Origin of the sequence: Rhizobium sp. 768_B6_N1_8 (assembly GCF_051811225.1) — a bacterium.
In the GTDB taxonomy this organism is placed as follows: Bacteria; Pseudomonadota; Alphaproteobacteria; order Rhizobiales; family Rhizobiaceae; genus Rhizobium.
The window spans coordinates 610051-629884 of record NZ_JBPWPV010000002.1; the positions used below are offsets into that span (position 1 = coordinate 610051).

Annotated in this window: 18 protein-coding genes; 6 read left to right on the forward strand and 12 right to left on the reverse strand. The window is 60.9% G+C overall.

The genetic code is table 11. The features are described from left to right. Positions 1 to 51: 51 nt before the first annotated feature. From AB8B33_RS27160 to pepT, 5 genes are all read left to right on the forward strand, one after another. Entirely contained in the window at positions 52 to 987 is a 936-nt protein-coding gene (locus AB8B33_RS27160; protein WP_113321479.1) for a carbohydrate ABC transporter permease, read from the forward strand. Between the two features lie 3 nt (positions 988 to 990). Beyond that, the gene (locus AB8B33_RS27165; RefSeq protein ID WP_439017744.1) at positions 991 to 1821 is read left to right on the forward strand and encodes a carbohydrate ABC transporter permease; all 831 of its coding nucleotides are present in this window, start codon (positions 991 to 993) and stop codon (positions 1819 to 1821) included. A gap of 4 nt (positions 1822 to 1825) precedes the next feature. Continuing rightward, on the forward strand, positions 1826 to 2884 hold the full coding sequence (locus tag AB8B33_RS27170) for an ABC transporter ATP-binding protein (RefSeq protein WP_439017745.1): 1059 nt from the start codon (positions 1826 to 1828) through the stop codon (positions 2882 to 2884). A 71-nt stretch (positions 2885 to 2955) separates the two neighbouring features. Next, the gene (locus AB8B33_RS27175) at positions 2956 to 3705 is read left to right on the forward strand and encodes a metallophosphoesterase (protein ID WP_439017746.1); all 750 of its coding nucleotides are present in this window, start codon (positions 2956 to 2958) and stop codon (positions 3703 to 3705) included. 83 nt (positions 3706 to 3788) lie between these two features. Further along, positions 3789 to 5021: a peptidase T gene (gene pepT / locus AB8B33_RS27180; RefSeq protein WP_439017747.1), complete on the forward strand. Its 1233-nt coding sequence runs from the start codon at positions 3789 to 3791 to the stop codon at positions 5019 to 5021. A 20-nt stretch (positions 5022 to 5041) separates the two neighbouring features. On the opposite strand, the gene AB8B33_RS27185 is transcribed toward pepT, so the two are convergent. The 5 genes from AB8B33_RS27185 to AB8B33_RS27205 form a co-directional block, all read right to left on the reverse strand. Beyond that, positions 5042 to 5848, reverse strand: a complete 807-nt coding sequence (locus AB8B33_RS27185) for a cell wall hydrolase (RefSeq protein WP_439017748.1) — start codon at positions 5846 to 5848, stop codon at positions 5042 to 5044. A 152-nt stretch (positions 5849 to 6000) separates the two neighbouring features. Further along, positions 6001 to 7041 (reverse strand): sulfate/molybdate ABC transporter ATP-binding protein, encoded by a 1041-nt coding sequence (locus AB8B33_RS27190; protein ID WP_310382520.1) that lies wholly within the window; start codon positions 7039 to 7041, stop codon positions 6001 to 6003. Between the two features lie 10 nt (positions 7042 to 7051). After that, positions 7052 to 7939, reverse strand: coding sequence for a sulfate ABC transporter permease subunit CysW (gene cysW / locus AB8B33_RS27195; protein WP_439017749.1), 888 nt, complete (start codon positions 7937 to 7939; stop codon positions 7052 to 7054). Beyond that, positions 7929 to 8786 (reverse strand): sulfate ABC transporter permease subunit CysT, encoded by an 858-nt coding sequence (gene cysT / locus AB8B33_RS27200; RefSeq protein WP_025668786.1) that lies wholly within the window; start codon positions 8784 to 8786, stop codon positions 7929 to 7931. The genes cysW and cysT overlap by 11 nt, the downstream gene beginning before the upstream one ends. Before the next feature lie 8 nt (positions 8787 to 8794). Further along, positions 8795 to 9820: a sulfate ABC transporter substrate-binding protein gene (locus AB8B33_RS27205; protein WP_113321472.1), complete on the reverse strand. Its 1026-nt coding sequence runs from the start codon at positions 9818 to 9820 to the stop codon at positions 8795 to 8797. Positions 9821 to 10175: 355 nt separating this feature from the next. Between AB8B33_RS27205 and AB8B33_RS27210 the strand changes: the two genes are divergently transcribed. Further along, the gene (locus tag AB8B33_RS27210) at positions 10176 to 11210 is read left to right on the forward strand and encodes a porin (RefSeq protein WP_439017750.1); all 1035 of its coding nucleotides are present in this window, start codon (positions 10176 to 10178) and stop codon (positions 11208 to 11210) included. A 90-nt stretch (positions 11211 to 11300) separates the two neighbouring features. Here AB8B33_RS27210 and AB8B33_RS27215 read toward each other — a convergent pair whose 3' ends face one another. The 7 genes from AB8B33_RS27215 to kdpA form a co-directional block, all read right to left on the reverse strand. After that, complete coding sequence (locus tag AB8B33_RS27215) at positions 11301 to 11756, reverse strand: PTS sugar transporter subunit IIA (protein WP_439017751.1); 456 nt, start codon at positions 11754 to 11756, stop codon at positions 11301 to 11303. A 29-nt stretch (positions 11757 to 11785) separates the two neighbouring features. Beyond that, entirely contained in the window at positions 11786 to 12478 is a 693-nt protein-coding gene (locus AB8B33_RS27220; RefSeq protein WP_007820889.1) for a response regulator transcription factor, read from the reverse strand. Beyond that, complete coding sequence (locus tag AB8B33_RS27225; RefSeq protein WP_439017752.1) at positions 12475 to 15186, reverse strand: DUF4118 domain-containing protein; 2712 nt, start codon at positions 15184 to 15186, stop codon at positions 12475 to 12477. Before AB8B33_RS27225 ends, AB8B33_RS27220 begins: the two co-directional genes overlap by 4 nt. A 64-nt stretch (positions 15187 to 15250) precedes the next feature. Further along, complete coding sequence (gene kdpC / locus AB8B33_RS27230; protein ID WP_439017753.1) at positions 15251 to 15820, reverse strand: potassium-transporting ATPase subunit KdpC; 570 nt, start codon at positions 15818 to 15820, stop codon at positions 15251 to 15253. A 12-nt stretch (positions 15821 to 15832) separates the two neighbouring features. Further along, positions 15833 to 17893: a potassium-transporting ATPase subunit KdpB gene (kdpB, locus tag AB8B33_RS27235; RefSeq protein WP_439017754.1), complete on the reverse strand. Its 2061-nt coding sequence runs from the start codon at positions 17891 to 17893 to the stop codon at positions 15833 to 15835. A gap of 45 nt (positions 17894 to 17938) precedes the next feature. Next, positions 17939 to 18094 (reverse strand): hypothetical protein, encoded by a 156-nt coding sequence (locus AB8B33_RS27240; RefSeq protein WP_439017755.1) that lies wholly within the window; start codon positions 18092 to 18094, stop codon positions 17939 to 17941. A gap of 10 nt (positions 18095 to 18104) precedes the next feature. Then, positions 18105 to 19808 carry a potassium-transporting ATPase subunit KdpA gene (gene kdpA / locus AB8B33_RS27245; RefSeq protein ID WP_439017756.1) on the reverse strand — a complete coding sequence of 568 codons (1704 nt, stop codon included), beginning with the start codon at positions 19806 to 19808 and terminating at the stop codon, positions 18105 to 18107. Positions 19809 to 19834 lie beyond the last annotated feature (26 nt).

The following is a 19834-nucleotide window of genomic DNA, read 5'->3' on the forward strand; positions in this document are numbered from 1 at the left end:
CATGCAACGACAGACGGCGCGCCGAAGCGCCGCAAGGGGAAGTATCGGGTAATGACCATCACCGCTGACACGCTCGAGACGCGCCGCGACCGCCGGCCATGGCTACGCCGCCTGGCGGATGCCTCGGAGCCCTATCTTTACAGCGCGCCTTCGCTGATTCTGATCATCGCGGTCATGCTGGTGCCGCTCGTGGTCGGCGTTTCCTATGCCTTCCGTGACATACAGCTGCTCAACCCCTTCTCCGGCGGGTTTGTGGGAATCGAACATTTCCGCGAACTGTCCCGCGACGCGGCGTTTTATGGTGCCCTCAGAAATACGCTCTGGTGGACCGGCGCTTCCGTCATTCTGCAGTTCATCTTCGGCCTCATCCTCGCACTTCTACTCGACAAGCCATTCTGGGGCAGGGGTATCATTCAGGCTCTGGTCTTCCTGCCCTGGGCCGTGCCGTCGTTTCTTGCCGGCCTCAACTGGGCCTGGCTCTTCAATCCAGTCATCGGACCGATCCCGCACTGGCTCTTTGCACTTGGGCTGATGAACGAGCCGGGCAATATCCTCTCCGATCCGCAATATGCGATGTGGGGACCGATCATTGCCAACGTCTGGTGGGGCATTCCCTTCTTCGCCATTACACTGCTCGCTGCCCTCCAGGCGATCCCGCGCGATCTCTATGAAGCTGCCTCCATCGACGGTGCCGGCTGGTTCCAGCGCTTCTGGTCAATCACCCTACCGTTCCTCGCGCCGACGATCGCCATCACCGTGATGCTGCGCACTGTGTGGATCTCGAATTTTGCCGATCTCATCGTCGTCATGACCGGCGGCGGTCCGGCGGACAGAACACAGATCGTCGCCAGCTACATCTTCACCCAGGCCTTCAAGCGGCTCGATTTCGGTTATGCCTCTGCGATCGCGCTGGTGCTGCTGATCCTGCTTCTCGCCTATTCCATGCTGATCATCCTGCTGCGGCAGAGCCTGCTGGCCAAGGATTGAACCATGAGACGATCTATTCTTCCCACTGTCGCGCACCGCCTGGCGATTCTCGTCTATGTCGTTTTCGCGCTTTTCCCGCTCTTCTGGCTCCTGAAGGTCTCGGTCACGCCGAATGACTTGCTCTATACCGAGGGTGTGCGCATGTGGCCGTCGCGGACCACGTGGGAACATTACAGCTTCGTGCTGGAGCACAGCGCCTTCCCGACCTTTTTCAAAAACAGCGTCATCGTCTCGGCTTCGACGGCGGTGACAGTGACGATCTGCGCCTCCCTGTCAGGCTATGCGCTGTCACGCTTTAACTTCCGTGCGAAATACTGGATCGTGGCGCTGATGCTGCTGACCCAGATGTTCCCGCTCGTCATGCTGGTGGCGCCGATATTCAAGATCCTGTCGCCGCTGCATTTGACGAACAGCCTGACGGGTCTCGTTATCGTCTACACAGCCTTCAACGTGCCCTTCGCAACCTTCCTGATGCAGTCCTTCTTCGATGGCATCCCGAAGGATCTCGAGGAGGCGGCGATGATCGATGGCGCCACCCAGTTCACGGCCTTCCGGCAGATCATCCTGCCGCTGACCCTGCCCGGCATTGCGGCGACCCTCGGCTTCGTCTTCACGGCGGCCTGGAGCGAGCTTCTCTTCGCGCTGATGCTGATCAACGGCAATGACGCGGCGACCTTCCCGGTCGGCCTTCTTACCTTCGTTTCGAAGTTCTCCGTGGATTTCGGGCAGATGATGGCGGCAGGCATCATGGCGCTTATTCCGGCCGGCCTCTTCTTCCTGCTCATCCAGCGTTATCTCGTCCAGGGCCTGACGGCCGGCGCGGTCAAGGGTTAGTCACATGGCATCGATCGACATCAAGAATATCCAGAAATCCTATGGTCATGTGTCCGTGCTGCACGGCGTCGATCTGGAGATCAAGGACGGTGAATTCGTCGTGCTGGTCGGCCCGTCCGGCTGCGGCAAGTCCACGCTGCTGCGCATGATTGCAGGCCTCGAAGAGGTGACCGGTGGCGAGATCCGTATTGCCGGCAACCGCGTCAACGAGTTGCATCCGAAGGATCGCGACATCGCCATGGTGTTCCAGTCCTACGCGCTCTATCCGCACATGAATGTCGCCGGCAATATGAGCTACAGCCTCAAGCTCAGGAAGACGGCGAAGGAGAAGATCGCCAGCGCTGTTGCCAGTGCCGCCTCCAAGCTCGGTCTCGACCCGCTGCTCGAACGCCGGCCGAAAGCGCTGTCCGGCGGCCAGCGCCAGCGCGTCGCCATGGGCCGCGCCATCGTGCGCCAGCCGAAAGCCTTCCTGTTCGACGAGCCGCTGTCGAACCTCGATGCGCGCCTGCGCGAGCAGATGCGCGCCGAAATCAAGAAATTGCATGGCGACCTCAAGGCAACCTCGATCTACGTGACCCACGACCAGATCGAGGCGATGACGCTGGCGGACCGGATCGTCGCCATGCATGGCGGGGTCGTGCAGCAGGTCGGCAGCCCCTTGGAGCTTTACGACCGCCCCGCCAACCTCTTCGTCGCGGGCTTCATCGGCTCGCCCGGCATGAACTTCCTCGATGCGAGCTATGAAGCAGGCGGCGTGAAGCTGAAGGATGGCACGATCGTGCCGCTCAACACGTCGCTGCCCTTGTCGAACGGCGAAAAGGTGACGCTTGGCATCCGGCCTGAACATGTCGTCATGACAAATGATGGGGCCGGGATTACCGCCGACGTCGAGCTCGTTGAGCCGACCGGCTTCGGCATCATCCTGCATCTTTCGCTGCATGGTCTGCCGTTCAAGATCTTCACGCTCGATCGTGAGGCGTTGACTGCGGGACCGAAGGTCAATGTCGCCTTTCCGGCCAAGCATCTGCATGTGTTCAACGGCGAGGGCAATCGCGTCGATTGAACGGAAGGAAGGCGATAGAATGTGGCTGTCGCTTTCGCCATACTGCTGTCCTCAGGGATCGAGGGGGCGATATGCTTGTTGCGCAGATATCCGATATCCACGCCAGTCCAGATAGTCCGTCGCTGCTCGCATTCGAAAGAGCAATCGATTGGTTAAAGGCTTTCCGGCCGGATGCGTTTGTCCTGACCGGTGATCTGGTGGACGACGGATGGCAACAGGGCTATCGCCAGATTGCGGAAAGCCTGAATGCGCTGGATTTCCCTACCTATCTCCTGCCGGGTAACGGTGATGATCAATCGGTGATGCGAGCCGAGCTTGCCGAAGTTGGTAACTGGGCAGGCGCGGCGGGGCCGATGCATTTCCGGGCGGCTCTCAATGATACAACCCTTGTTGGCGTCGATGTAACGGTAACCGGCCAAAGCCATGGCGATATCCGGCCGCATCTGTCGTGGCTGAAGAGTACGCTCGCCGATGTTGCGACGCCTTTTCTCCTCTTCATGCACCAGCCGCCGTTCGGCATCGGCATAGAAGTGCTCGATCAGGTCAGGTGCAGAAATGATGATGATCTTTTTGAGCTTTTGAACGCGGGCAGATCTCCGCCGCTTGGAATTCTCTGCGGCCATGTTCACCGGCCAGTTTCCGCCAGAGTAGGCTTGATTACCCTCCAGACATGCGGTTCGCTTTGCCCGCCCAATCCTCTTCTTCTCGGGGATCGGGCTGATCTTGCCGTTCTCGACGCTTCCTCCTTTCTGGTGCACGAGGTCAGGAGCGACCGGCTGCTATCGCATGTGGTATCGATGCAGACGATTGCCGGCGCTTAGTCCGCTGGGAGCCGAAAAGAGCTTTCATCTCATGGCCCTCGATGGCTATATGATCAGATGATGATCATGCTGGAATGGATATTATGACAGACACTGTTCTCGACCGTTTTCTCCGCTATGTCGTCATCGACACCCAATCCGATCCCGCCTCATCCACGCAGCCGACCACCGAAAAACAGAAGGATCTCGGCCGGGTTCTGGTTGAGGAACTCTTGGAGATCGGCCTTTCGGATGCGCATCTTGACGAGCACGGCTATGTTTATGCGACCATTCCGGCCAATACCGACAAGCGCGTGCCGGTCATCTGCTTCTGCTCGCATATGGACACAGCGCCTGACTTCACCGGCAAGAACGTCAAGCCGCAGATGGTGAAGGCCTATGCGGGCGGGGATATCCAGCTTCCCGGTGATCCGAGCCGGGTGATCCGTGTTTCAGAACATCCTGAGCTGAAGAACCAGATTGGCAACGATATCGTTACGACCGATGGAACGACCCTGCTCGGCGCCGACGACAAGGCGGGCCTGGCGGAAATCGTGGCTGCCGCGCAGATCCTCGTCGATAATCCCGGGATCAAGCATGGGACGATCAAGATCCTATTCACGCCGGACGAAGAGGTCGGCCGTGGCGTCAACAAGGTCGATCTGAAGAAGCTCGGTGCGGAATTTGCCTATACGATGGATGGCGAAACCGCCGGCCATATTGAGGATGAGACCTTCTCGGCAGATAGCGTCGATATCGTTATCGCCGGCGTGGCAATCCATCCGGGTTTTGCCAAGGACCGGATGGAAAATGCCATCAAGATTGCCGGCGCGATTATCGACCGGCTGCCGAAGGAGATCGCCCCGGAGACGACCGAGGGGAAGCAGGGCTTCATCCATCCGACAGGGGTGGCTGGCTCGATGGAAAAGGCTGCGATCAGCCTCATCATTCGCGATTTCACCGACGAGGGTCTGACCGAAAAAGAGACCATGCTCGAAGCGATCGTCAAGGATGTGATGAAGGCCTATCCTGGCTCTACCTATCGTTTTGACGTGAAGGAACAATACCGCAACATGAAGGTTGTGCTCGACCGTCATCCTGAGATCGTCGAGAACGCCGTCGAGGCGGTGCGCCGGGCGGATATGACGCCAGTGCGCGGCAGTATCCGCGGCGGCACCGACGGCTCGCGTCTTTCCTTCATGGGCCTGCCGTGCCCCAACATTTTCGCTGGTGGTCACGCCTTCCACTCGCCGCTCGAATGGGTTAGCCGCCAGGATATGGAAAAGGCCGTCAGGACGATCGTGGAGCTTGCCAAGGTCTGGGAAGAGCGCGCCTAGCGCTCTTCATTCTTCCGCAATCAGCCGCCGTTTGCCGAAATGCCTGGTCGCAACATCACACTGTCATAGGCAGGGCGCGGTGTCGGGATGGCGATAGGCGTGCCGGGTTCAGGCTCGATCGCGGTCGCTGCTGGTATCGGCAACGGGTTGGTACTTGCCGTTGCCGCGGGGTCTGGGGACGGGATCGGTACCGGAACATCTGACGGGATCAGCACCTCGAATTGTGGCGGCAGCATGCTTTCGCCGGGTACATAATTCATCGCGACTTCGTAGGACGGCAGTGGTGGCGGCGTTTCGAGCGTTCCATCTTCGTCGCGCTTCTCGTAGAAGGCGTTGCCGCCCGCGACCGTCACATAGTGCATGTTATTGTAAGGAAATTTCAATCCTGCGGTGTGGAAGAACATCGCGTCCTTCACGGCCGGATGGCGTTCGCCCTTCAGGATCGCGTCAGCCGCGGTCGCAAGCTCAGGCTCTGCCTGCGGCTTGACCTCGCGTGTCATGACACCGGGCGCAAACTGCCTCTTCTGGGCGACGACGCCACAGATGGAATCGGCATAGGCGCCGGAGGTCAGCCTGTTCATGACCACACTGCCGACAGCCAGATAGCCATCCTCATCCGAATGCTGCGATTCGAAGTACATCGCCCGCTTCAGGCAGTCGCGATCTTTTGTGGTGTAATTGAAAGTGACCTTTGCCGGTTGAACCTGTTTCGATTTGGCTTTAACCGGCGCTGCCGCCGGTTTCGGTGTCGTCGTGCAGCTCGCGGCTGCCAGTCCTACGAATAAAATCCCGACCAGGGATTTTCCAAAGGAAATCTCCGCCCTCAACGCCAGGTGCCTCCTATTGGAATTAGTCCAGCCCTTTTCGATCTAAGCGAAAACGTTTTTACCCGGCATGTGACAAAAATACAAACAACCGGAGATCACAAAAATAACAAAGGGTTCCCGCCGAAATACGATTCTGGCGGGAACCGGTGATATCAATTCCGGAAAAGCTTCCAGCGTGTCGGCTTGAAGGCGACGCGGGACCGGTCGAGCCTGTCGGCTTCGCTCGGCGGAAGCTCGATCTCGATATGCGGGCGGTCCTTGCCGATGTCGAGTTCGATATGGCGGGTACCTGCGACGCGCCGGCTGGCGACTGGTTGGCCGGCGATGCAGTTCTCGGCGGATTCGCAGAGCCGGACATCGTGCGGGCGGAAATAGAGCTGCGCAGCACCATCGGCCTCGCTCTCGGCATTGAGGCCGAGCGAGCGACCCTCGAAGTGGATATCGCCGCCGGCGACCTCCACCTGCAGGCAGTTCGACTGGCCGACGAAGCCGTAAACGAAGGGTGAGTTGGGGCTGTCATAGACCTGGTCCGGCGTGCCGACCTGCTCGATTGCACCCTGGCTCATGACGACGACGCGGTCGGCAAGCTCCATCGCCTCATCCTGATCGTGGGTGACGAAGACGGTGGTGTGGCCGGTGCGGTCATGGATTTCGCGTAGCCATTTGCGTAGGTCCTTGCGCACTTGCGCATCGAGCGCGCCGAAGGGCTCGTCGAGCAGCAGGACGTTCGGCTCGACCGCCATGGCGCGGGCAAGGGCCACGCGCTGGCGCTGGCCGCCGGAAAGCTGCGCCGGATAGCGCTTTTCAAGACCCGAAAGCTGTACGAGGTCGAGCAGTTCCAGCGCTCGCTTGCGGATTTCCGCTTTCGGCGGACGGCGCGATGCATTGCGCACCTTCAGGCCGAAGGAGACGTTGTCGAGCACTGTCATATGGCGGAAAAGCGCATAGTGCTGGAACACGAAGCCGATATTGCGTTGCTGGACTGTCTTCCTCGACGCATCCTCTTCGCCGAAGAAGATCTGGCCCTCGGTCGGGCTTTCAAGGCCGGCGATAAGGCGCAGAAGCGTGGTCTTGCCGGAGCCGGAGGGGCCGAGCAATGCGATCAATTCACCTGAGCGGATATCGAGCGAGACATCGTGCAGCGCCGGAAAGCGGTCGAATTCCTTGCGTATGTTTTGGACGCGTACTTCCATTCTAATTCCTTCAGTGCCGCCGGCTGGCGGCGATTTCGGCGCTATAGCGCATTTCCAGCAGCGTCTTCAAAACAAGTGTGACGAGGGCAAGCAAGGCCAGAAGCGAAGCGACCGCAAAGGCCCCGGTGAAATTATACTCGTTGTAGAGGATTTCCACCTGCAACGGCATCGTATTGGTCTGCCCGCGAATATGGCCCGATACGACCGACACGGCGCCGAACTCACCCATAGCGCGGGCATTGCACAGCAGCACGCCGTAGAGCAGGCCCCATTTGATATTCGGCAGCGTGACGTGCCAGAAGGCTTGCCAGCCGCTTGCGCCGAGCGAAAGGGCCGCTTCCTCATCCTGCGTTCCCTGTTCCTGCATGAGCGGAATGAGCTCGCGCGCAACGAAGGGAAAAGTGACGAACATGGTGGCGAGGATCAGCCCCGGCGCCGCAAACAGGATCTTGATATCGTTGGTGCTCAGCCACTGGCCTAGCCAGGTGTTGGCGCCGAAGAGCAGCACGAAGACGAGGCCTGAAATGACCGGCGAGACCGAGAAGGGCAGGTCGATCAGTGTGGTCAGGAACGCCTTGCCCTTGAACTCGAACTTGGCGATCGCCCAGGCGGCGGCAACGCCGAAGGCGAGGTTCAGTGGCACACTGACGCCGGCGACGATCAGCGTCAGGCGGATGGCCGAGAAGGTTTCAGCATCCTGAAGGGCTGTGAAAAATGAACCGACACCCTTGCGGAAGGCCTCGACGAAGACGGCTGCGAGCGGCAGAAACAGGATCAGGAGCAGGAAGAGCAGCGAGATGACGACCAGCACGATGCGGGCGACCTTGCTTTCGGTGACGGCCGAATGAACCTTGTGCGCCCCGGCCGTCGAGGTGATTGCGACGGAATCAGACGCCATAACCGTACCTCCGCCTGCTCCAGCTCTGGATGAGATTGATGACGAGCAGCATCGTAAAGGAGATGATCAGCATTATAGCAGCAATACCCGTTGCGGCCGCGTAATTATACTCTTCGAGCTTGATGACGATCAGCAGCGGGGCGATCTCCGATTTGAATGGCAGGTTGCCGGCAATGAAGATGACCGAGCCGTATTCACCGACGGCACGGGCGAAGGCAAGGGCGAAGCCCGTCAGTACTGCGGGTGCAAGGCCCGGCAGCAGCACGCGTGCGATTGTCTGGAAACGATTGGCACCGAGCGTGGCGGCAGCCTCCTCCACTTCCTTGTCGATCTCTTCCATAACCGGCTGGACCGTTCGCACGATGAAGGGCAGGCCGACGAAGATGAGGGCGACGACGATACCGGCCGGTGTAAAGGCGATCTTGATGCCGAGTGGCGTCAGGAACTGCCCGACCCAGCCGTTCGGAGCATAGAGGGTTGTCAGTGCGATGCCGGCGACAGCCGTCGGCAGGGCGAAGGGCAGGTCCACCATGGCGTCGATAATGCGTTTGCCGGGGAACCGGTAGCGAACCAGGACCCAGGCAAGGATGACGCCAAAGACGACATTGAGACAGGCGGCGATGAAGGCGCAGCCGAAGCTGATGCGCAGCGCGCTCAGCGTTCGCTGGTCGAATGCAATGCCGAAGAACTTCTCCCAGCCGAGTGTGCTCGACCGCCAGGCAAGGCCGGACAGCGGGATAAGGACGATGAGGGTAAGCCAGATCAAGGTAAGGCCGAGCGCCAGTCCGAAACCCGGAATGACGCTCGGCCGCTTGAACCGCCACCGTGTGGGGTTATGTGCGCTCATAAGACCTATTATTGGGCAGGCTTGTAGATCTGGTCAAATACGCCGCCGTCGCCGAAGAATTTCGGCTGTGCATCCTTCCAGCCGCCGAAGTCGTCAATCGTGGCGAGTGTCAGCTTCGGGAAGCGGGCAATATCAGCCGGATCGGCTGCTTCCGGCTTGATCGGGCGGTAATAATGCTTTGCCGCGATCTTCTGGCCTTCATCCGAATAAAGGTAGTTCAGATAGGCTTCCGCGACCTTGCGGGTGCCCTTCTTGTCGACGTTGCCATCGACGATTGCGACAGGCGGATCGGCGCGGATCGAGAAGGCGGGGGTCACGATCTCGAACTGATCGGGGCCGAGTTCCTCAAGCGAGAGATAGGCTTCGTTTTCCCAGGCGAGCAGCACATCGCCGAGGCCGCGCTGGACAAAGGTGGTCGTAGCGCCACGTGCGCCGCTGTCGAGAACCGGAACGTGCTGCAGGAGTTTGGTCACATAATCCTGCGCCTTGGCTTCGTCACCGCCGTTCGCCTGCTTGGCCCATGCCCAGGCCGCAAGGAAGTTCCAGCGAGCGCCGCCGGAGGTCTTCGGGTTCGGCGTGATGACCTGCACGTCGTCCTTGATCAGATCACTCCAATCCTTGATGCCCTTCGGGTTGCCCTTGCGCACGAGGAAGACGATCGTCGAAGTGTAGGGGGTCGAATTGTTCGGGAACTTGGTCTTCCAGTCAGCCGGGATCTTCCCCGTCGCCTTGGCGATCGCGTTGATATCGCCTTCGAGAGCGAGGGTCACGACGTCGGCGTCAAGGCCGTCGATGACCGAGCGCGCCTGGGCGCCGGAACCACCATGAGAGGCCTGGATCGTTACGGCTTCGCCGGTGTCGGCTTTCCACTTTGCGGCGAAGGCGGCGTTGAAATCCTTATACAATTCGCGTGTCGGATCATAGGACACGTTCAGAAGCGTCTGGTCGGCGAAGGCCGGTGCGACGCTGCCGATCGCAAAGCTGCCTGCCATGACCGCGGCCGCGATGAGCCGGGTGAGCCTTAAAGTCTGCATGGGAACCCTCCGTGGTTATGCGCTAAACTCTATCAACTAGGTCGTATAATGAAACGAAGATTGTTCCGGTTCCGGGGACCAACCTTAGAAAGCCATCCCATTTTCAGCGGATGATTGCGAACGGGACGTGCTGTCAGTTGGCCGCGGCCAATTAAGGCGCCACGCCACAGTCGTGATTTTTCTGCCACAGTTCGATCCTGAAAGTGGCATTGGTGTGTCGATTTTTAGTCATCTTTTGCAGCACTGACGTTTTCGAGTGCCTACATGGATTTCCGGTCGTTGGGATTCGGCGACCGATGGTGGGGGTGTCCTTGAAGCACTGCTCGCCTCCTTCAAACCGTAAAAGGTCTTTCTGATGTCTATTAAAACTATCCTTCTTGGCTCTGTCGCCGCCCTTGCAGCGGTTTCCGGAGCACATGCAGCCGACGCTATCGTCGCAGCCGAGCCGGAGCCCGTAGAATATGTTCGCGTTTGCGACGCCTACGGGACTGGCTACTTCTACATCCCGGGCACCGAAACCTGCCTTCAGATTAGCGGTTACATCCGTTTCCAGGCTAACGTTGGCCAGAATGCCGGCGCCTCCACAACCAACCCGAACGACTCCGACTGGGATGCCGTTACCCGTGGTCAGGTCACCTTCCAGACCAAGAACGACACCGAGTACGGCACGCTCACGGGCGTGATCACGCTGCGTACCAACGCTGACAATGCCACCAACCAGACCACCACGCTCGACGAAGGCTACATTGATATCGCCGGCTTCCGCGTTGGTAAGCAGTACAGCTGGTGGGATGACGATCTGAGCGGCGAGACGGACACGCTCTCGAGCAACGAGACGACCCACAACTCGATCCGCTATCAGTACGAGACCGACAACTTCGCGGCCGGTATCTCGGTCGACGAACTTGAAGAAGCCTATGCCGAGAAGCCGGGCGAAGGCCCGAACAACTTCGGCGTTGCAGCCCAGGTTTCCTTCAAGAGCGGCGCATTCAGCGGCTACCTGCTCGGGGGCTACGATTCCGACAACGAAGAAGGCGCCATCCGCGCAATCCTGTATGCCGACATCGGCCCCGGCACCCTCGGCCTCGCTGGCATCTGGGCTAGCGGCGCCAACTACTACTACGAAGAGTCCGAATGGACGATCGCTGCAGAGTACAAGGTGAAGCTCACCGACAAGTGGGCCGTTACCCCGGCCTTCCAGTACTTCGACAAGATCGATCTCGATGCTGACGGCAAGGGCTTCAGCGGCGGCAGCGCCTACACGACCGGCGTGACCGTCGACTACCAGATCGTTGAAAATCTGCGCAGCAAGCTCAGCGTTCAGTATCACGACGAAGAAGACGGCGACGACGAAACCTTCGGTTTCCTGCGTCTCCAGCGCGACTTCTAATAAAAAGGGGCCGAAGCGGCCCCTTGTCATCGATTTGCCTTCCCCCCGCTACGGCGGGGAGAAGGTCGAAAACGCGAAGCGAATTTATCCTTACACCCGCGAATCCGCGATGAAATCCGAGTAGAATTCATCGACACTTCTGGCCTTGCGCATGGCCGCCAGGACGCCTTCCGATTGAAGCCTGCGGGCGATTGCGGCAAGCACGTTCAGATATTCCCCGCGATTATTTTCCCCGAAGAGCAGTACGAAGGCGATGTCCGTCGGGATATCGTCGATCGCATCGAAATCCAGCGGCTGCGCGAAACGGATCAGCAGGCCACGCGGGCTCGTCATACCGTTGATGGCTGCATGGGGAACGGCAATGCCGTTGCCGATGCCGGTGGAGCCGAGCTTCTCCCGCGATTCGAGCGCTTTCAGCACGGTCTGACCGTCAATGCCGAAGGCGTTGCCAGCCTTTTCGGCAATCGCCTGCAGCGCGCGCCACTTGGTCGTCACCGACAGGCCGATGAAGGTGTGCTCCGGCCGGATGATATTAGAGAGGTTCATTTCATTCTCGATGCTGTACGAGGCGGGTATCAGTCAGGCTCGCGGAGCCGATAGCCGACGCCGGTCTCGGTGGTGATATAGTGTGGCTGGTCGGGAATCTGCTCGACCTTTTGCCGCAGCTGGCGCACATAGACGCGCAGATACTGCACGTCCGCCGCCGGCCCCCATACCTGCTTCAGGAGAAACTGATGTGTCAGCACCTTGCCGGCATGCTGAGCAAGTACGCGCAGGATGTCGTATTCCTTCGGCGACAGCTTGATCTCCCTGCCGTCGACCTTGACGATGCGCTTGACGAGATCGATCGACAGCCCGCCCGTCTGAAAGATCGCCTTTTCGCCCTGTTGCTGCAGCCGGTGGCGGAGCGCCACGCGGATACGGGCACCGAGTTCGTTGACGCCGAAGGGCTTCGTCACATAGTCGTCAGCACCGCTTTCCAGCGCCTTGACGATGCCGGCCTCGTCGGTACGGCTCGACAGGATGACGACAGGCATGGTGAGCCCGTCCTCGCGCCATTCCTGCAAAAGGTCATGGCCCGGCATGTCGGGAAGGCCGAGATCGAGCACGATGAGATCGGGCTGGTCGTCCTTGACGGACTGGCGGGCCGCCCCGGCATTCGGCGCCTCATGAACTTCATAGCCCTGCGCGGTGAGGCCGACGCGTAAAAGCTTGCGGATCGGGGGCTCGTCGTCGACGACGAGAATCTTGACGGCTGAACCGGTCATTTGAGTTCATCCAGTTTGGGAATATCATTCGGTTTGGGAAGGCGGATGGTGAAGACAGCGCCGGACCGGTCCGTCCGGTTGCCGGCGGTGATCGTCCCGCCCATCGCCTCGATGAAGCCCCGGCATATGGAGAGGCCGAGACCGGTGCCGGCGCGCACCTGATCGCCCTTGCGCACACGGTAGAAGGTGTCGAAGACACGGGTAAGGTCTGCAGGGGGAATGCCCGGGCCTTCGTCGGAGACCTGTACGACGACATTATCGGCATCCGCCCAACCCTCGATGCGGATGACGGAACCCTCGGGCGCGTATTTGGCGGCATTGTCGAGCAGATTGAAGAGGACCTGTTCGAAGAGAACAGGATCGACGCGAACCATGGGCAGGTCAGCAGCGATGGTCATCTCCGTCCTGTGATGGTCGAGGATCTTGGCAGCCCTTCGCAAAGCGGTGCCGGCGATGTCGCCGGCATAGTGCAGCGCATAATTCGGTTCCATAGCACCGGATTCGATCTTCGTCATGTCGAGCAGGTTGGCGATAAAGCGGTTGAGGCGCTCGGATTCATCGACCACGGTCGAGAGAAGATCGGTGCGGTCCTCCGCCGGCATGGAATCGAAATAGTCGCGTAGCGTGCCGGACGCGCCGAGGATAGCTGCAAGCGGCGTTTTCAGATCGTGCGAGATCGAGGTCAGCAAGGCAGACCGCAGGCGATCGGCTTCCGCCGCAAGCTTGGCGCGATCGACATCGGCGACGAGCTGAACGCGCTCGATGGCGAGTGCCGCCTGGTCCGCAAGAGCGTCCAGAAGACGCTGCTGCTCGGGTGTCAGCAGCGGGCCGTCGCGGCGGTCGCTGTCCAGCCCGATGACGCCGACGGCGGTGCGGCCGGTGCGCAGCGGTACATAGAGGCGCTTGGCACCGGGCAGAGTATCGGCGCCGCGACCGGCGGCATGATTATGCTCCCAGGCCCAGCGGGCGGCGGCAATATCGGCGTCGTCGAGCGTATCGTCGGGCGGATAACCGGCTTTGACCGCGATGGAGTTATCCTCCGGCAGAAGCAGAACGACGCGCACCTTGAGCATCGAGGCGATTTGGAAGGCGGTTGCCCAGAGAACGTCATCGAGCGTGCCGGTGCCGGCGAGCTTTTTGGAAAAGAGATAGAGGTCTTCCGTCGTGCGCGCCCTCTGCCGGGCGGCGACCGCCTGCCGCTGCACCGTCGCCGTGAGATTTGAGGCGATAATGGCGACGCCGAGGAAAAAGAAGAGCGCCAGCACGCTTTCAGGATCGCTGATCGTCAGGGTATAGCGCGGTGGCAGGAAGAAGAAGTTGAAGGAGAGGGCACTGACGATACAGGTATAGAGCGCCGGCCTCAGGCCATGGATGACCGCTGATGTCAGCACCGCCATTAGGAAGACGAGCGCCAGATTGCGTACGTCGAGAACCTGGTCGAGCACCACACCGACGGCCAGCGCAACGGCGACATAGGCTGTCGAGAGGATATAGGCCCTGAAATTCAGTGTCGGCGCGCTGGCAGCCGCCTTGACGCCGCGCTGCGAAGCCGTGTCTTTCTCGTTTCCGGAAATGACATGAACGCTGATATCGCCGGCCCGCCGGATCAGCTCGTCGGTCGTCGAACGGTTCCACCACCCCTCGCGCCAGGCCGGCTTCTGCGGGGCGCCGATGACGATGTGGGTGACGTTGTTGGCGGTGGCGTGCCGCACCAGCTCTTCCGCCACTTCGCGACCGGGAATGGTGATTGCTTCACCGCCGAGCTGTTCGGCAAGCCGCAAGGTGGCTGCGATCGTGTCTCGCTGCGTTTCCGAAAGATTGATGGAGCGATTGGTTTCGATATAGACGGCGGCCCAGGGGCCACGTAGGCGCGAGGCCATGCGCGAGGCATAGCGGACGAGCGAGGCAGAGCGGGGATGCTCGTCGATCGACACCAGCACGCGTTCGCCGGCGGCCCACGGGCCGGAAATCGCATGCGCCTGCATATGGGTCAGCAACTGGTCGTCGACGCGCTGGGCGGTCTTGCGCAGGGCGAGTTCGCGCAGCGCCGTCAGGTTGCCGGGCGTGAAATAATTGGTCAGCGCGCGCTCGGCGGTCTTTGCCACATAGACCTTGCCATCGTGAAGACGCTTGATGAGGTCGTCGGGTGTCAGGTCGATGATCTCGATATCATCAGCCATGTCGATCACAGAGTCCGGGACGGTTTCGCGCACCCGGATGCGGGTGATCTGCGAAACGACGTCGTTCAGGCTCTCCACATGCTGGATGTTCAGCGTCGAATAGACATCGATGCCGCGGTCGAGCAGTTCCTTGACATCGAGATAGCGCTTCGGATGGCGGCTGCCCTCGGCATTGGTATGGGCGAGCTCGTCGACGAGAACGAGATCGGGCTTGCGGGCGAGAATGGCATCGAGATTCATCTCTTCGAGCGACTGGCCGCGATAGGCGATCTTCACACGCGGAACGATCTCGAAACCGGCAAGCAGCGCCTCGGTCTCTTTGCGGCCATGGGTTTCGACGACGCCGATCACCACGTCAAGGCCATCGGCCATCTTGGCGTGGCCGGAGACCAGCATTTCATAGGTTTTGCCGACGCCCGGTGCAGCGCCCAGGAATATCTTCAGACGCCCGCGCGACTCCGCCCGGGCCTTTTCGAGAAGCGCATCGGGAGAGGGCCTGCCGGCCTGGTCGCGGTTGTCGTCTGGCATGCGGTTCGGTCTTTCTTCACGAGCAAGCCCCGGCCCGCTTGTCGCGCTCCGGGGCTCTCAACCTTTACTGAGTCATAGAAGCATCAAGGCTCTGGTTCAACGCCAGAACATTGACGGTCGGCTCGCCGAGCAGGCCGAGTTCGCGGCCCGTGACGGCTGCATCGACCAGCGCCTTGACCTTGGCTTCATCGACACCGCGGGCTTTGGCGACACGTGGCACCTGGAAATAGGCGGCATCCGGCGAAATATGCGGATCGAGGCCGCTGCCTGAAGCGGTGACGAGGTCGGCGGGAACCTCGGCATTCGGGTTGGTCGCCTTGGCAGCCTCATAATCGCCTTTCACGCGATCGATCAGCTTCTGGCTGGTTGGGCCGAGGTTGGAGCCCGAGGATGCAGCGGCATTATAGCCATCGCCCGCGGCGGAAGGGCGGCCGTGGAAATACTTGTCGCTGGTAAAGGCCTGACCGATCAGCGTGGAGCCGGTGACCTTCCCGTCCTTTTCAATAAGGCTGCCATTTGCCTGGAAAGGGAAGATGGCCTGAGCGGCACCCGTCATGGCAAGCGGGTAGAGAAGGCCGGTGATAGCCGTGGTGGCAACAATCATGACGATTGCCGGACGAAGTTCTTTCAACATTGTTGTAACTCCTTAGGCGAGGCCGACGGCCGTGATGACGATGTCGATCGCCTTGATGCCGATGAAGGGGACGATGATGCCGCCGAGACCGTAGATCAGCAGGTTGCGGGAGAGCAGCGCGCCGGCGCCGATCGGACGGTAGCGCACACCCTTCAGTGACAGCGGGATCAGCGCGATGATGATCAGCGCATTGAAAATGATCGCCGACAGGATGGCGCTCTGCGGCGTGGCGAGGCCCATGACATTGAGCACGCCAAGCTGCGGGTAGAACGTCAGGAACATCGCCGGGATGATGGCAAAGTACTTGGCGATGTCGTTGGCGATCGAGAAGGTCGTCAGCGCGCCGCGTGTCATCAGCAACTGCTTGCCGATTTCGACGATCTCGATGAGCTTCGTCGGGTCGCTGTCGAGGTCGACCATGTTGCCGGCCTCACGGGCTGCGACCGTCCCGGTGTTCATGGCCACGCCAACGTCGGCCTGTGCGAGGGCGGGAGCGTCGTTCGTGCCGTCGCCGCACATGGCGACCAGCTTGCCCTTGGCCTGCTCTTCGCGGATGAGCTGCAGCTTGTTCTCAGGCGTTGCCTGGGCGAGGAAATCGTCCACGCCGGCTTCGGCGGCGATGGCGGCTGCGGTCATCGGGTTGTCGCCGGTGATCATGACGGTCCGGATACCCATGCGGCGAAGCTCGTTGAAGCGTTCGCGGATGCCGCCCTTGACGATATCCTTGAGCTGGATGACGCCAAGCAGCTTGCCGTCGCGGGCAACGGCAAGCGGCGTTCCGCCGGCCTTGGCGATCTCGTCTGATATCGACTGCAGTTCACGGACGATTTCGGCGCCGTTCTTCGAGGAGGCATCGCCATTGACGTAGGTCAGCACCGCATCGACAGCGCCCTTGCGGATCGCGGAGCCTTCAAGATCGACGCCGCTCATGCGTGTCTGGGCGGTGAAGGGCACGAAGGTGGCTTTCAGGCCGGCCATGTCGCGGCCTCGGATCGCGTATTTCTCCTTGGCGAGCACGACGATCGAGCGTCCCTCAGGCGTCTCATCGGCAAGCGAGGCAAGCTGGGCCGCATCGGCGAGATCCTGTTCGGAGATGCCGCGGACCGGGCGGAAGCTGGTGGCCTGGCGGTTGCCCAGCGTGATCGTGCCAGTCTTGTCGAGCAGCAGCGTATCGACGTCACCGGCGGCTTCGACGGCGCGGCCGGACATGGCGAGCACGTTGAAGCGGACGAGGCGGTCCATGCCGGCGATACCGATTGCCGACAGCAGGGCGCCGATGGTGGTCGGGATCAGCGTGACGAAGAGGGCAACGAGCACGATGATCGGGATCGAGCCACCGGCATAGGCGGCAAAGCTCGGGATCGTCGCCGTGGCGAGCACGAAGATCAGCGTCATGCCGGCGAGCAGGATGTTGAGCGCGATTTCGTTCGGGGTCTTCTGGCGCTCGGCGCCTTCGACGAGCGAGATCATGCGGTCGAGGAAGGTCGAGCCGGCAGCAGCGGTGATGCGTACGCGGATCCAGTCGGAAAGAACCTGCGTACCACCTGTCACGGCCGAGCGGTCGCCGCCGGATTCACGGATAACAGGGGCGGACTCGCCTGTTATGGCCGCTTCGTTGACGGAGGCGACACCTTCGACGACTTCGCCGTCCGAGGGGATGATGTCGCCAGCTTCGACGAGGACGAGGTCGCCGACCTTCAGGCTCGTGCCGGGCACCATGCGGTAGCCGCTACCGTTGTTGGCGGTCAGCAGCTTGGCCTGGGTCTCGGTACGCGCTTTGCGCAGCGAGTCGGCCTGCGCCTTGCCGCGGCCTTCGGCGACGGCTTCAGCGAAGTTGGCAAACAGCACAGTGAACCAGAGCCAGAGGTTGATCTGGAAGGAGAAGGCGAGATTGCCGTTGCCTGAAACGAGGTCGCGCAGGAACAGGACTGTGGTCAGTGCCGAGACCGTGGCCACGACGAACATGACCGGGTTCTTGGCGAGGGTGCGCGGGTTGAGCTTGGTGAAAGCAGCGCCCACGGCCGGAATGAGGATGCGAGAATCCAGGATGCTCGCGGATTTTGCCTGGCTCATAAGAGACTCCAGCTTTGAAACGAGGATGGCGAACCGGATTGCCGGTCAGCCCTGTAAGATTCTGATCGCGCAGACGATGACGAGCAGGCCTGCCATCATCACCAGGATGATGTCGGAGGCGCGTGGCGTCCGCTGGGCTCCACGCCCCGACAGACCGGGACGTGGATGGAAGGCTTTTCGAAGCCTGTGACGGATGATCATGACACCCACCTCAGAAGGTCTGGCCGGCAATGGTGACCAGGTGCTCGACGACGGGGCCGAGGGCCAGTGCCGGGAAGAAGGTGAGACCACCGACGATCAGGATCGTGCCGATGAGCAGGCCGACGAAGAGGGGGCCATCCGTCGGGAATGTACCTGCCGAGGCCGGAACCGTCTTCTTCGTGACCAGAGAGCCGGCAATCGCAAGAGCCGGAATGATGACGAGGAAGCGGCCCATCAGCATGCCGATGCCGAGCGTAATGTTGTACCAGGGCGTATTGCCCGTCAGGCCGCCGAAAGCCGAGCCGTTGTTGGCCGCAGCCGACGTATAGGCATAGAGGATTTCGGAGAACCCGTGCGGGCCGGCCGTGCCGATCGAGGCGACTGCCGAGGGCAGCACGCTGGCGATCGCGGTGAAGACTAGCATGGCGAGCGGCAGGCAGAGGATGGCGAGAACGGCCATCTTCATCTCCTTCGCCTCGATCTTCTTGCCGAGATATTCCGGCGTGCGGCCGACCATGAGGCCTGCCACGAAGACGGCGACGATGATGAACATCAGGATGCCGTAGAAGCCGGCACCCACACCGCCGACGATGACTTCGCCGAGCTGCATGTTGATCAGCGGGATCAGGCCGCCGAGCGCCGTGAAGCTGCCATGCATGGCGTTGACCGCACCACAGGAGGCGGCCGTGGTGATGACCGCAAACAGCGAGGACATGGCGACACCGAAGCGGACTTCCTTGCCTTCCATGTTCCCGCCCTGCAGACCGAAGGCATGCATTAGCGGGTTGCCGGCAGCTTCCGCCCAGTAGGTGATGCCGACGCCGACGATGAAGAGCAGGCCCATGGAGGCGAGGATCGCCCAGCCCTGGCGCTGGTTGCCAACCATGCGGCCGAAGACGTTGGTGAAGGCTGCACCGATCGCAAAGATCGACACCATCTGGATCATGTTCGAGATATTGTCGGGGTTCTCGAAGGGATGGGCGGAGTTGGCATTGAAGAAACCGCCGCCATTGGTGCCGAGCATCTTGATGGCAAGCTGCGAGGCGACGGGGCCGACGGCGATCGTCTGCTTGGCGCCTTCGAGCGTTGTCGCATCGACATAGGGGCCGAGCGTCTGCGGCACGCCGAGCCAGACATAGGCGAGCGTCAGCACGATGCAGATCGGCAGCAGAATGTAGAGCGTGGCGCGGATCATATCGACCCAGAAATTGCCGATCGCCTTGCCCGATGCGCGCGAGAAGGCGCGGATGAACGCAACGGCAATCGCCATGCCTGTCGCAGCCGACACGAAGTTCTGGACGGTGAAGCCCATCATCTGTGTCAGGTAGGACATGGTGCTTTCGCCACCGTAATTCTGCCAGTTGGTATTGGAGACGAAGCTGACGGCGGTGTTGAAGGAGAGTTCCGGACCGACGGCGGCCATGCCGGCCGGGTTATAGGGCAACGCGCCTTGCAGGCGCATCAGCGCATAAAGCACGATGACGCCCATCAGGTTGAACATCAGCATGGCGAAGGCATAGGAGGTCCAGTGCTGGTCTTCGCGTTCGCTGGTGCCGGCAACGGCGTAAAGTCCTCGTTCGATCGGAACGAGGACCGGTGAAAGAAATGTGTGCTCGCCGCTGAAGACACGCGTCATATAGCCGCCGAGCGGTTTGACGAGCATGAGGACGATCCCGCAGTAAAGCAGAATCTGAAGCCATCCGTTGAGGGTCATGGGAGGAAACTTTCAGTACCCGGCTG